Origin of the sequence: Nostoc sp. DedSLP03, assembly GCF_034530815.1 — a bacterium.
Lineage (GTDB): Bacteria > Cyanobacteriota > Cyanobacteriia > Cyanobacteriales > Nostocaceae > Nostoc.
Genome location: NZ_JAVRCK010000007.1, coordinates 114,954 through 128,543, shown reverse-complemented (window position 1 = coordinate 128,543; position 13,590 = coordinate 114,954). Strand labels below are relative to the sequence as shown.

At 42.9% G+C, this 13,590-nt stretch carries 10 protein-coding genes; 9 read left to right on the top strand and 1 reads right to left on the bottom strand.

The features are described 5' to 3' along the window. Positions 1-56: 56 nt before the first annotated feature. Positions 57-1,205 carry an FMNH2-dependent alkanesulfonate monooxygenase gene (ssuD, locus tag RM368_RS05470; RefSeq protein ID WP_322693114.1) on the bottom strand — a complete coding sequence of 383 codons (1,149 nt, stop codon included), beginning with the start codon at positions 1,203-1,205 and terminating at the stop codon, positions 57-59. Positions 1,206-2,084: 879 nt separating this feature from the next. On the opposite strand from ssuD, the gene RM368_RS05465 reads away from it, so the two are divergent. The 9 genes from RM368_RS05465 to RM368_RS05425 all read left to right on the top strand — a co-directional run bounded on the left by RM368_RS05465 (position 2,085) and on the right by RM368_RS05425 (position 13,421). After that, entirely contained in the window at positions 2,085-3,896 is a 1,812-nt protein-coding gene (locus RM368_RS05465; RefSeq protein ID WP_322693113.1) for an iron uptake porin, read from the top strand. 510 nt (positions 3,897-4,406) lie between these two features. After that, positions 4,407-6,074, top strand: coding sequence for an FAD-binding protein (locus RM368_RS05460; RefSeq protein ID WP_322693112.1), 1,668 nt, complete (start codon positions 4,407-4,409; stop codon positions 6,072-6,074). Beyond that, a complete protein-coding gene (locus tag RM368_RS05455; RefSeq protein WP_322678249.1) occupies positions 6,071-6,400 on the top strand; it encodes a ferredoxin family protein in 330 nt (109 codons plus the stop codon). The genes RM368_RS05460 and RM368_RS05455 overlap by 4 nt, the downstream gene beginning before the upstream one ends. A gap of 161 nt (positions 6,401-6,561) precedes the next feature. Continuing rightward, positions 6,562-7,620 (top strand): ABC transporter substrate-binding protein, encoded by a 1,059-nt coding sequence (locus tag RM368_RS05450; protein ID WP_322693111.1) that lies wholly within the window; start codon positions 6,562-6,564, stop codon positions 7,618-7,620. Positions 7,621-7,676: 56 nt separating this feature from the next. Beyond that, on the top strand, positions 7,677-7,832 hold the full coding sequence (locus RM368_RS05445; protein WP_322693110.1) for a hypothetical protein: 156 nt from the start codon (positions 7,677-7,679) through the stop codon (positions 7,830-7,832). A 57-nt stretch (positions 7,833-7,889) separates the two neighbouring features. After that, positions 7,890-9,374 carry an amidohydrolase family protein gene (locus RM368_RS05440; protein WP_322693109.1) on the top strand — a complete coding sequence of 495 codons (1,485 nt, stop codon included), beginning with the start codon at positions 7,890-7,892 and terminating at the stop codon, positions 9,372-9,374. 89 nt (positions 9,375-9,463) lie between these two features. Then, positions 9,464-10,945, top strand: coding sequence for an amidohydrolase family protein (locus RM368_RS05435; RefSeq protein WP_322693108.1), 1,482 nt, complete (start codon positions 9,464-9,466; stop codon positions 10,943-10,945). A gap of 409 nt (positions 10,946-11,354) precedes the next feature. Next, positions 11,355-12,536 (top strand): acyl-CoA dehydrogenase family protein, encoded by a 1,182-nt coding sequence (locus RM368_RS05430; protein ID WP_322693107.1) that lies wholly within the window; start codon positions 11,355-11,357, stop codon positions 12,534-12,536. Between the two features lie 63 nt (positions 12,537-12,599). Further along, entirely contained in the window at positions 12,600-13,421 is an 822-nt protein-coding gene (locus RM368_RS05425; RefSeq protein ID WP_322693106.1) for a class I SAM-dependent methyltransferase, read from the top strand. Positions 13,422-13,590 lie beyond the last annotated feature (169 nt).

Genomic DNA, 13,590 nt, shown 5'->3' with positions numbered 1-13,590 from the left:
GCATCACCAACAAAATTAGTAATTTACTCTTTAATTACAAATTACTAATTATTAGGTCATGAAGCACTTGTGAGTTGTTTCGCAAATTTTTCATTGGCGACGGTTTCGCCAACAGAACTCAAGACTGGTGGTGTTAAAGGTGCAGGTTCACTTTGCAAAGGTAGGCGGGGAAATAATAATTCAGCAGTGCGATACGCTTCTTCTAAATGGGGATATCCAGAAAAAACGAATGTTTCTATCCCCAAATTACGATATTCCAGCATCCTAGCGGCAACAGTGTCGGGATCTCCAACTAGGGCCGTACCAGCACCACCCCGCACCAATCCAATTCCTGTCCAGAGGTTGGGGCTAATCTCTAAGGTTTCTCGGCTACCGCTATGTAGTTGACTCATGCGCCGCTGTCCTTCAGAATCAGATTGAGCTAAGTCTTTCTGAGCTTTAGCGATCGCATCCTCATCCACATACTTAATTAGCTCATTGGCTGCATCCCAAGCAGCTGACTCGGTTTCTCGCACAATTACATGCAAGCGAATCCCAAAACGAACTGTTCTACCTTGTTCAGCCGCCAATTTCTTAACTTCGGCAATCTTTTGGGCCACTTGTTGTGGAGGTTCGCCCCAAGTCAGGTAAACATCTATATGTTTAGCAGCAACCAGCTTGGCGGCAGCAGATGAGCCACCAAACCACAAAGGTGGATAGGGTTTTTGAACTGGTGGGAATAAGAGTTTACCACCTTTGATATCCAGGTAGTTTCCTTTAAAATCAACTGTTTCCCCACTGACGATACCCCGCCAAACTCTGAGAAATTCATCGGTTAAATCATAGCGATCGTCATGACTAAGATGCAAGCCATCCCCAGCCAGCTGCACCGGATCTCCACCTGTCACTACATTAATCAACAATCTTCCTTTAGAAATCCGGTCAAATGTTGCTGCCATCCGTGCAGCAGCACCTGGGGAAGTAATCCCTGGACGAATTGCCACGAGAAACTTCATCTGCTTGGTGACAGATATAAAAGCGGCGGCGGTTATCCAAGCGTCCTCACAAGAACTCCCTGTAGGTAACAATGCGCCTGTGTAGCCTAAACTATCCACAGCTTGGGCAATTTGCTGTAAATAATCAGGTGTGGCAACACGAGAGCCAATATCTGTGCCTAAATAGCGTCCGTCATGAGATCCAGTAGGAATAAACCAGAGAATTTGCATTTGTGTCAGACAGGGTACAAGTATATATCCTACGGCAGATCGATCGAATTACCGTAGTTTATAGTCAGCATTTTACAGGAAATAATTTAAAACGCCAGTATAGATTAACGATTCATAAAGAATAACTGCCCATAAGATTGACGTTTTTACGCACAATGCCAATCATCATGACACTTTTTTTGCAACAATAGCTGTCGTGAAGAATACAAGTTTTGTGTCAATTACTCACCTTTTTGCGACTTTGAAGTGTTCATTTCTGGTTTCATCGACAGAAACCTGGCTAATTTGCACTTTCTAAGGATGAAAAAGTACTAGGTCTTGCATTGTACCAAGCTCTATGCAAAGATAATGCTACGAATGTACGGTAAGTCGATAGAAGTATCGTACTTCAGTAACGCTTGATGCTGTCAAAATATAACTGATTAGAAAATAGTGTTTTCAATTAATGTTAATTGGCAAATAATCGAATCTAAATCAAGCTTGAGTCAATGTCAATAGCCATTGATGAACTTTATACAGCATAACCCAAAAAAAGGATTTTAGGATGTATTAAAAGGATCAGTTCATATAGCGTGTGGTTGAGTTTCCTTTAAAAGTAGAGAAGTCCTTGCTAAGGCAGTGATTGTCTGATTCTAGATGTTTTTAGGATTATTTTAAACGTCAGAATTCTTATTTTACTGCGAATTTTGGGTTGGACATTTAACTACTTAGTACTGGTTTCGATACTTATCAGAACTTTGCACTTTTTTTAGCGGATAAAGCCTTGATGAATCTATGTTCTAATCAGTTTGTAAAAACATTAGAGCAATGATTTGTCTTGTCTTTCATGTCAAATCAAGGGCAATTTATTCATCTTTAAGGTTGAGGAGTTAAGGAGTCATGTCGAAATTTCGCTGGAATTATAGATCCATAGTGTTGCTGCTTTCGGTGCTAGATATTCTAGCTATACTGGTTTTTCATCCAGCTAAAAGTCAGGCTGAATTACCTAAATCTGATGTATCTACTATTGTAGAAGAGAACAAAGCTCCAGAAGCAGTTGTCAATCAAACAGTAGACACTTCAATTGCACCAGTCACTCTTAAAAAAGCTCCAAACGAGCTGCAAGATCGAGTGATACCTGTATCACAATTGTTGCAAGTTGCACCGCCAACTAACCAAAAAACCCCAAAGAATGCAGCAGGGCAAGTTACATCTGTCTCGCAACTATCAGATATTAAACCGACAGATTGGGCATTTCAAGCATTACAGTCTCTAGTTGAGCGCTACGGTGTAATTGCAGGATATACAGATGGTACATTTAAAGGCGATCGCTCCCTAACGCGCTATGAATTTGCCGCTGGGTTGAATGCAGCTTTAGATCGCCTCAATGAACTAATAGCGACTTCAACGACAGATTTAGTCAAACGCGAAGACTTGGATACCATCAAAAAACTACAAGAACAATTTTCTCCAGAACTCGCTCAACTTCGGGGACGCGTAGATAGCTTGGAAGCACGAAATGCGAAGTTAGAATCAACTCAGTTTGCGACCACAACTAAACTTATAGGTCGAGTTCAGATTGTTGCTGGCGAACTTCTGGCGGGTAATAATGTCGAGACTAAGAGACCAGCACCTAACAATCTCACACTTCAAGGCTCAACGACTTTACGGTTAAACACCAGTTTTAACGGTAAAGATTCACTAGGTATAACAATAGGAGGTGGAAATATTGAATCACTCGGACAAACAAGAGCTGGATTATTGGGAACTTATGAGGGGAGAACTGCTGATAACTCCAGTATTACTTTTGCACGCAACACTCTTATTCTCAGTGGTGTTCGCTATCGGTTTCTACCTTTTCCAAATACCCAAGTCAACATTTATCCCTTGTCTGACGGAGCTAGTGAGATAGGTCTTTCTGGCCCCATTAACCCATATTTTGAATCGTCTTCTGCGACTGGTGCTAATGGGATTTCACGGTTTTCACGGCGGTCTTTGGTCTATAACTATGGAGATAGCGGCCCTGGAATTGCCATACTCCAGGGATTGGGCAAACAACTTCAATTCGGGATAGCGTATAGCGCACCAAACGGTGGTAATCCGACACTTAATAATGGCTTATTTACAGGCAGATATTTAGCTTTAGCACAGTTAATATACTACTCCGGTAATCGGAATTTTCGAGTAGCTGCAACTTACGTTAATACCTATAGCCCACCAAGGACAATAGGTTTTAGTGGGACAAATTTTGGCCCAGCAGTCGGGAGTAACCTGGTAAACAGCACTGTGGATGGAGTAGCAACTCTAGGCAACCTTTATGGCTTACAGGCGTTCTATCAAGTTAGTCCCAAGTTTGCAATCAATGGGTGGGTAAGTTATGGGGTACACACCTATTTGGGGCGCGGAAATGGTGAAGCTATGGATTGGGCGGTAGGACTGGCATTCCCGGATCTTTTTAGTGAAGGTGCTTTAGGGGGGATTTTAGTTGGTATGGAGCCAAAACTCATCAGTCTTAGTAATAATATAAATTTGGGAAAAGGTCTAGGACAAGCGGACAGAGATACTTCTCTGCACGTTGAGGCATTCTACCAATATAAAATCGGAGATAATATTGAGGTTACGCCAGGTTTGATCTGGATTACTGCACCTGATTCGGATTCCAGCAATCCTGATAGTTTATTTGCTTGGGTTCGTACTGTCTTTAGGTTTTAACCGAATGGCACTCCCCGGACTGAATAAAAACAGGACTTACATTCGTTTAATCAAAAGTCCGGGGATTCTTGAGTCTTAAGGGAGCGAATGTTACTGCCGCAAGACAAAGACAATTCAATTTCGTGTCTTTTCTATCTAGACAAAACCGTTTAGAAAAATTTATTAAACTACGGCAAACTTATCGAATTTAAGTATCTTATGAACTAAAATTCGATCGCTACACAAAAGACGTTACAAAGCAAGTTCTTGAGAAAGATAACTCCGTTGATTTTACATAAATTTACGTTTGAAGTTGTTTGGTAAAATGCTTGCTTTTTGCCGAAAACTGTGAAAGACTTTATTAAGTTGTAACTACGGTTTATCGATCAAGATAAAGTACTTAATTAATGTCAAGCTAGTTAGAACCTGTATTAAGCGATCGCGATTTCTAGATATTTAAATATTTATTTTGCAGCATGGATGGGGTGAAGACTTGATGCTTAAGAGTTTATTGATGGAGGGAAATGGTAGATGCTAAAGACGTTAACAAACGATTTTGAACTCGACTTAAAAGCAGATGTACTTGTGATTGGAGGTGGGCCGGCTGGAACTTGGGCGGCATGGAGTGCTGCATCAAGTGGAGCTAAAGTTGTCTTGGTGGACAAAGGATATTGCGGCACAACTGGATGCGCTGCTGCATCTGGAAATGGTGTGTGGTACGTGCCACCCGATCCCGAAGCAAGAGAAACAGCAAAGGCAAGTCGGGAATCGTTAGGTGGGTTTTTATCCGATCGCAACTGGATGGATCGGGTACTGAATCAGACCTATGTAAACGTCAATCAGTTAGCAGAGTGGGGTTATCCCTTCCCTACCGACGATGAAGGTAAACCCTACCGGCGATCGCTGCAAGGGCCGGAGTATATGCGGCTGATGCGGCGGCAAATTCAACGCGCTGGGGTCAAGATTTTAGACAACAGCCCCGCCTTAGAATTACTGGTTGATAACGATGGTGCTGTTGCTGGTGCAACAGGTGTGAACCGTCAAACTGGTGAGAAATGGATAGTGCGATCGCAGTCCACAATTATCGCCACAGGTGGCTGTGCATTTCTCAGTAAAGCGTTAGGATGCAACGTCCTGACGGGGGATGGTTATCTGATGGCGGCAGAAGCCGGAGCCGAGATGTCGGGTATGGAATTTTCTAATGCTTATGGCATCTCTCCCGCCTTTTCTTCAGTTACCAAAACCCTGTTTTATAATTGGGCAACTTTCACCTACGAAGACGGTACTGTAATTCCAGGGGCAAGTTCTCATAGACGTTCAATAATAGCCCAGACATTACTGCAACAGCCAGTTTACGCCATCATAGACAAAGCCGCAGAATCGATGCGGCCATCTATGCGTTTAGCACAGCCCAACTTCTTTTTACCCTTTGACCGTGCAGGTATAGATCCATTTACTCAACGTTTTCCTGTGACTCTTCGCCTAGAGGGAACTGTGCGCGGTACGGGGGGGATTCGGATTGTAGATGAGAGTTGTGCCAGTTCTGTACGAGGACTCTATGCGGCTGGAGATGCCGCTACACGCGAACTGATTTGTGGCGGATTTACTGGCGGTGGTAGTCATAATGCTGCTTGGGCAATATCTTCTGGCTATTGGTCGGGGAAATCGGCTGCTGAATATGCTCGTAGTTTGGGCGAACAGAAAACTCAACGACAAATAAAGAGAGTTGGAGAGGTAGGATTAGAAAGTGGGGGCGATCGCTCTTTAGCAACTGATGAAATTATTCAAGCAGTCCAAGCTGAAGTATTCCCCTACGAAAAGAACTATTTCCGTACAGAGCAAGGCTTAACCGAGTCTTTGGGTAAGCTAAATCATCTTTGGCAAGAACTTCGCAGTAGCCAGGTAACGTCAGATAAAGAGCTAATTCGGGCGCGAGAAGCTGCGGCGATGGTAGCCACAGCGCGATGGATGTACAGCAGTGCCATTGAACGGAAAGAAACTCGTGGGATGCACAAACATCAAGACTATCCAGAACTTGATGCTAACCAGCAACATCACTTGATTAGTGGTGGATTAGATCGAGTCTGGGTAAAAACTCAGCCTTTACTGAATGCAGAAGATATTTTCCAATCCAAAATCGCTCGACTGAGCGAAGTCGAAGTCCAAAATCTAAAATCCAAAATAGGAGCAGCAGTGTGATTGAGTTGGTCAGCGAGTCGCGGTGCATAAAATGTAATATCTGCGTGAATATTTGCCCAACCAACGTATTTGACCGCGTACCTGATGCACCGCCAACCATTGCTCGACAGAGTGACTGCCAAACCTGTTATATGTGCGAGTTGTATTGTCCAGTTGATGCTCTTTATGTTGCACCAGAAAGCGATGTAACGACTTCAGTCAACGAGGCAGAATTGGCAGAAGTAGGGCTACTGGGTAGTTATCGTGAAAATGTTGGTTGGGGACATAAACGCACCTCAACAGCAAAAGCCGATGAAACATTCCAAATTTTGAAGCAGATGAAATAGTAACGCGATGTGCAACTTATCCTTAGAACCCCGCTTCCATTCCTCTCCCCCGCAGGGAGAGAGGCTTTGATTCCTGCTCCCCTTCCCTTCTAGGGAAGGGGTTGGGGGTTAGGTCTAAGAGAAAGTTGTACACCGCGTATAGTACGGCGGAGAAAAAAGTTATGCTGTCGTTTTCAGTAGTAACAGGTTCTATTAGTAAAAATAAATTTACTTCCAGATTATCAACCTCTGTGACTTGTATCCTACTGTTCGTAACTACAGGATGTAGCCAAGGCGAAACTAAATCTGCTCAATCCATTGAGGCTGTTAATGTCAATAACACTGTTGCTGCATCCAATAATATTTCTACACTACGTATAGGTTATGTAGGTAGTTCAGCACCGACGGGGCCACTTGGTTGGGCAAAGAAAAAAGGAATTTTAGATCGGGAGTTGCAAAAAGCAGGATTTAAAAACATTACTTTTGCAAGATTTCCTAACGGGCCGGATCTAAATGAGGCGCTTGTTGCCGGACAATTAGATGTTGGTTCTTTAGGCGATACACCAGCCATAATTTTGAGAGCAAGGGGTCAGGAAACGCGACTGCTGCGAATTACTCAATTTAATACAACCGCCTGGTTAGTGGCGAAAAAAAATGGTGCGCGATCGCTTGCTGAACTGAAAGGTCAAAAAATAGCTACTCAAAAAGGTTCTTATATGCATAGATACCTGCTGGGTCTATTAGCTGAAGCTAAAATTGCCAAAGATGTAAAAGTTGTTCACTTGATGACTACTGAAGCAAAAGCTGCTTTAGAACGTGGTGATGTAGCAGCTTATGCAACTTCCAGCGATTTGGGGCCTTTTCTAAAATCACAAGGATTTCCAGTGATTGATTCTTCGGCAAATCATCAGGGTTTATCAGGGACATCATTAGTTGTTGCAACTGAAAGCTTTCTAGCGAAACAGCCTGATTTCCCACATAAATTTAATGCAATTCTCACAGAAGCAGCCAAGGATTTAAAAGCTAATTCTGAAGAATATTATCAGTATCACGCTCAAACTACTAAATATTCTATCGATATTATTAAAGTATCGTACCCACTAAAACAGGTTTCAGAAGAACCATTACCAGCCGACGGAGTGAAACTTTTAGAGGGAACAAAGAAATTTTTAGTCTCGCAGGGTTTAGCAAAGTCGGACTTTAAATTAACAGATTGGGCTGTTAATGAACAATCGCATTAATTTTATCTTTATTAGCTTGTTATAGAAAAATACTCCTCAGTTTGGAAAAAGGTTTTATGACTATTGCTGTTACAGCTAATATCTACAAGTTTGTGGAGAAGGAAATAATTAGCTTTGCTAATTATCGAGATTTTATATTTACTAATCTCGCCACATTAGATGTAAATAAAAATCCCAACTTCTTCAAAAAAATGCTGGTAAGAAGAAAGTAGACAACCTTCTTAATCAGTACTATCTACCCAATCCAATTGAAAAATCAGGTAGAACTTATGACTATTGCGTTAGAACGTCCCAAAAAAACCAAGTCTGCTCAAATTCGGGAAAAATTGGGCTATCCCATCATTGACACCGATGTACATACCCAAGAGTTTCCCCCAGCATTCTTGGACTATTTAGAGCAAGTTGCTGGAAGTGCGATCGCAGAGCGTTTTCAAGAGCATTTACCCGGTGCATCTCGCTCTAAATGGTTTAAGCAATCTTGGGATGAACGCCGCACTTACCGCACCGCCCGCCCTCCTTTCTGGACTCGTCCCACTAACGATCCCCTAAATTTAGCTACCATTAGTTTGCCAAAGCTATTACACGAACGCTTACAAGAAGCTGGTACAGACTTTGCTGTTGTGTACCCCAACTTGGCAACGATGGCTCCACACATCGGCAATGAAGAAATGCGGCGGGCTGTTTGCCGTGCAACTAACACTTACCACGCTGATATTTTCCGTCCTTATAGCGATCGCTTAACACCAATTGCCGCTATTCCCATGCATACGCCCGAAGAGGCGATCGCAGAATTGGAATATGCGGTGAAAGTGCTTGGACTCAAAGCAATTCAAATCCCCGGACATATCCGCCGCCCGATTCCCGCCTTCGAGAAGTATGGCGAAGAAGTAGCCAACGAAGCCATCTGGATTGATACTTTTGGCTTGGATAGTAAATATGATTACGATCCCTTCTGGGCTAAGTGCGTAGAACTGAAAGTTGTCCCCACCACTCATTCTTCCGGTATGGGGTGGATCAATCGGCGTTCCATTAGCAATTACCAATACAACCATATTGGTCACTTTGCATCGGCTGGAGAAGCACTGTGTAAATCTCTATTTTTTGGTGGTGTAACTCACCGCTTCCCCACGCTCAAGTTTGCCTTTTTAGAAGGAGGTGCAGCTTGGGGTGCTAGTTTGTACACCGATTTGATTTGGCACTGGGATACTCGCAATAAAGACCATTTGGTGGAAAATAACAATCCTGCCAATATCGATCGCGAAGAACTGTTAGAACTATATACCCGTTACGGTGGTGAATTAGTACATGGTCGTTTGGAACGGCTAGGTAGTGGTTTAGGTTTCCACGCTGATTTATTATCTCCCCTAGAACCAGGTGATTTAGATGAATTCGCCGTTGCCGGAGTTATCAAGCCAGAAGATATCCGCGATCGCTTTTTGAATCACTTCTACTTCGGGACAGAATCGGATGATACCCGTGTAGCTCAAGCTTTTAACCGGAAAGCTAATCCTTATGGCGATCGCGTCAAAGCATTTTTGGGTTCCGATTCTGGTCATTGGGACGTACCTGATATTACTGCGATCGCTGCCAATACCTATTCAATGGTAGAACGCAAAATTATCAGTGAAGAAGATTTGCAATACTTCCTGTCAATTCATCCCTTGGAATTGTACACCAGCCTGAATCGTGACTTCTTCAAAGGTACGACTGTGGAGAAAACCGCAGATGAATTTTTGGCTGGGAAATTAAGCTAAGACGCGATAAATCGCCGTCTCTACAAAGGATTGATTCTGCGTCTTTGCCAATCTCCATAAACAATTTGAATAATTTAGGGTGAACTATCATGACGATCGCTTTAGACCGCCCACAAAAAACCAGGTCTGCTCAAATTCGAGAAAAACTTGGTTATCCAATCGTTGACACCGATGTACATACCCAGGAATTTGAACCAGCAGTCTTGGATTATTTAGAGCAAGTTGGTGGAACTGAAATTGTCGAACGTTTCAAAGAAAATTTACCAGGAGCTTCTCGCTTTAAGTGGTACAAGCAAAGTTGGGAAGAACGTTTTGCTTATCGCACCAATCGCCCTAACTGGTGGGGTCGTCCGACCAAAAATACTTTGAATTTGGCTACCATTAGCTTGCCCAAGTTGCTACACGAACGCTTGCAAGAAGCAGGTACAGACTTTGCCGTTGTCTACCCCAACTTGGCAACAATGGCCCCAAATATCGGCAACGAAGAAATGCGGCGGGCTGTTTGTCGGGCAGTTAACACCTACCATGCTGATATTTTCCATCCTTATAGCGATCGCTTAACACCCATCGCCGCCATCCCACTGCACACTCCCGAAGAAGGGATTGAAGAGTTGGAATATGCGGTGAATGTTCTGGGACTCAAAGCAATTCAAATCCCCGGTTATGTTCGTCGTCCAATTCCTGCCTTTGAGAAGTATGGCAAAGAAGTCGCTAACGAAGTAGTTTGGATTGATAACTTTGGCTTAGATAGCCAGTATGATTACGATCCATTCTGGGCGAAATGTGTAGAACTGAAAGTTGTACCCACAACTCATGCTTCTAGCCAAGGTTGGACAACTCAGCGTTCTGTCACCAATGCCCAGTACAATCACATTAATCACTTTGCCTTTGCGGCGGAAGCATTATGCAAATCGCTGTTTTTTGGTGGAGTTACCCGCCGCTTCCCACAACTAAAGTTTGCCTTCTTAGAAGGTGGTTCAGCTTGGGGTGCTAGTCTCTACGCCGATATTATTTGGCACTGGGAAACCCGCAACAAACAACATTTGTTATCAAATAACAATCCTGCGATTATCGACAAGGAAGCACTAGTAGAGTTATATACTCGTTACGGTGGCGAACTTGTAGATGGACGCTTAGATAAAATTGGTGACGGTTTAGGATTCCACCATCAATTATTAGCGCCAGAAGATCCTGGCGAACTCGACGAATTTGAACTAGCGGGAATAGAGAAGCCAGAAGATGTGCGCGATCGCTTCTTGAATCACTTCTACTTCGGTACAGAATCAGATGATACCCGTGTAGCTCAAGCTTTTAATCGTGCCGCTAATCCTTTTGGCGATCGCGTTAAAGCCTTCTTGGGTTCAGATTCCGGTCACTGGGATGTACCTGATATCACCGCCGTTACAGCCAACGCCTACTCAATGGCAGAACGCGAAATCATTACCGAAGAAGACCTTCGCTACTTCCTCTCAATCCATCCCTTAGAGTTGTACACCAGTCTCAATCAAGACTTCTTCAAGGGTACAGGTGTTGAGAAAGCCGCAAACGAATATCTAGCGGCTAAGAAATAACTGTCATTAGTCATTAGTCACTTGTACTGAGCGTAGTCGAAGTATTAGTCATTTGCAGGACAAAGGACAAAGGACTAATGACAAAGGACAATAACAACGTTCCATGTTCCATTTCCTCTGTTCACTTGTAGCGTGGGCCTTGCCCACTCTACATTTCTCTAAATTCTGTGTCTAATAGCCACAATCTGCACTTTCATTGCATCGGTTTGTACCTTTATTGCATCGGGTTGCACCTTGATTGTATCGACTTACACCTTTGATGCATAGGTTTATACCTTGATTGCATCGGGTTGCACCTTTGATGCATCGGTTTGCATCTTGATTGCATCGGTTTGCATCTTGATTGCATCGGGTTGCACCTTTGATGCATTGGTTTGTAAAAACTAACCTACACAAAAATGATTTAATTATGGTACTAGATATTACAAAACCAAAAGATTACGTTGACCTAGCAACTTCTCTATCCAAAGAACTTGCTCAATCCGCAGTTGAACGGGATGCTAAAGCTGGAGTTCCAGAAGAGGAAATTAATAAACTGCGTGAAAGTGGTTTGTTGCCACTGATTGTACCTAAGCAATATGGTGGCATTGGTGCAACTTGGATTGATGCTTTAAAAATTGTCAGAAAGCTATCAAAAGCAGATGGTTCAATTGGTCAATTATATGGTAATCATCTCAATTTAACGGCTTTGGGTCACGTTTCTGGCACACCAGCCCAAAAGGAAAAATACTATAGAGAAACTGCTAAAAATAACTTATTTTGGGCAAATGCTATCAATACAAAGGATACTAGGCTGAAGATTAACCCAGAAGGCGAAAATTTTCGGGTTAATGGTGTTAAAAGCTTTGGTACAGGTATTTCCGTTGCCGATTACCGAGTATTCTCCGCTTTGGAAGATGGCGTAGAATTACCTTTCATATTTATAATTCCTAAAGACAGAGAAGGGTTAGTTTCTAATCAAGATTGGGATAATATTGGGCAACGCCGCACTGATAGCGGTAGTTATACATTTAACAATGTCTTAGTAGAAAAAGATGAGATTTTGGGGCCACCAAATCCGCATGATAGTGCCTTCTCAACTTTTCTTGGGATTATTGCCCAGCTAACAAAAACCAACGTTTATCTAGGAATTACTAAAGGAGCTTTTGCTGCTGCTCGTGAATATACTAAAACTACTACTCAACCGTGGATTACATCAGGGGTAGATAGTGCTACTCAAGACCCATATATTCTGCATCATTACGGAGACTTTTGGGTGGAAATTCAAGCTGCGATCGCACTAGCTGACCAAGCAGCCGAGAAAGTACAAGCAGCGTGGGATAAAGATGTAGAACTGACTCATCAAGAAAGGGGAGAAGTAGCGATCGCAGTTTCCGCGTCCAAGGCATTAGCTACCCGTGTAGGTATAGATATTACCAACCGCATCTTTGAAGTTACCGGAACTCGCGCCACAGCAACCAAATATGGATTTGACCGTTACTGGCGGGATTTACGAACCTTTACCCTGCACGATCCTGTGGATTACAAATTGAAAGCGATCGGCGATTGGGTACTCAATGATGAATTACCCGTTATCACGCAATATTCTTAGCCAAAGACGCGATTCATCGCGTCTCTACAATCCAAAATCCAAAATCCAAAATCTAAAATTGATATGACTCAACTAAAAATACTTCCTACTTATGACCCAAGTTTATTTGAGGGAGCCGCAGAGGGCTATGCTCAATATAGAACCAAATACCCACCGATTGTATTCGACAAACTAGCGGAAATATTTAATCTCAATGGTCAAGGACGACTCCTTGATTTAGGTACTGGCCCAGGATTAATTTCAATTGGTCTGCGTACCAAATTTGAAGAAGTTGTAGCGATCGATCCCGATCCCGACATGATTGCAGAAGCTAAACGCCAAGCAGCAGCAGTCGGAGCAAATAATATCACTTGGTTACAACAAGGCGCAGAATTCATCGACGCTAGTTTAGGAAAATTTAAGTTAGCCACTATTGGTAGAGCCTTCCACTGGATGGAACGCGAACTAGTGCTTGAAAGCCTTTATGAATTGCTTACTGATGATGGTGGATTAGCACTGCTTCAGACCGGTGATAATCCTTGGGAAAGCAATCTACCTTGGAAACAAGCTGCTGTTGGAGTCGTAAAGAAATGGTTAGGCAATGAGCGGCGGACTGGACAACGAGGACAAGGCACTCGTAAGCCAGTCGATCCTCCTCATGAAGTCGTCATTGGCAATTCGGCTTTTGCTCGTCAAGAAAACTATGAAGTGCTATTTGAAAAATCTTGGACTGTCGATAGCTATCTCGGTTATTTATACACTACAGCCTTCTCTCTGAAAATTTTCTATGGCGATAACGCTCCAGCATTTGAAAAGGATCTTAGAGAAGCGCTACTAGCAGTTGAGCCGTCTGGAAATTTTACAGAAGAACTCAAAGCTACAATTTTAGTCGCTTGGAAGCACTAACAAAATTGTAAGCAAATAAAACAGAGCTTCATTCACAAATTTCAATCTTCCACTAGCACCCCCTTGGAGTGGGTCTTTCTCACTCCACTTCCTAACTTTTGCCTCCTAACTATTAAATTCTCAGTTCCTCGAGTCGTTTCAGGGTGGGTTATACCCACCTATTTCTTAA

What these genes read in the sequence shown, in the direction of transcription:
- ssuD (WP_322693114.1), bottom strand. Translation starts at nt 1,205, where the DNA reads ATGCAAATTCTCTGGTTTATTCCTACTGGATCTCATGACGGACGCTAT.
- RM368_RS05465 (WP_322693113.1), top strand. Translation starts at nt 2,085, where the DNA reads ATGTCGAAATTTCGCTGGAATTATAGATCCATAGTGTTGCTGCTTTCG.
- RM368_RS05460 (WP_322693112.1), top strand. Translation starts at nt 4,407, where the DNA reads ATGCTAAAGACGTTAACAAACGATTTTGAACTCGACTTAAAAGCAGAT.
- RM368_RS05450 (WP_322693111.1), top strand. Translation starts at nt 6,562, where the DNA reads ATGCTGTCGTTTTCAGTAGTAACAGGTTCTATTAGTAAAAATAAATTT.
- RM368_RS05445 (WP_322693110.1), top strand. Translation starts at nt 7,677, where the DNA reads ATGACTATTGCTGTTACAGCTAATATCTACAAGTTTGTGGAGAAGGAA.
- RM368_RS05440 (WP_322693109.1), top strand. Translation starts at nt 7,890, where the DNA reads ATGACTATTGCGTTAGAACGTCCCAAAAAAACCAAGTCTGCTCAAATT.
- RM368_RS05435 (WP_322693108.1), top strand. Translation starts at nt 9,464, where the DNA reads ATGACGATCGCTTTAGACCGCCCACAAAAAACCAGGTCTGCTCAAATT.
- RM368_RS05430 (WP_322693107.1), top strand. Translation starts at nt 11,355, where the DNA reads ATGGTACTAGATATTACAAAACCAAAAGATTACGTTGACCTAGCAACT.
- RM368_RS05425 (WP_322693106.1), top strand. Translation starts at nt 12,600, where the DNA reads ATGACTCAACTAAAAATACTTCCTACTTATGACCCAAGTTTATTTGAG.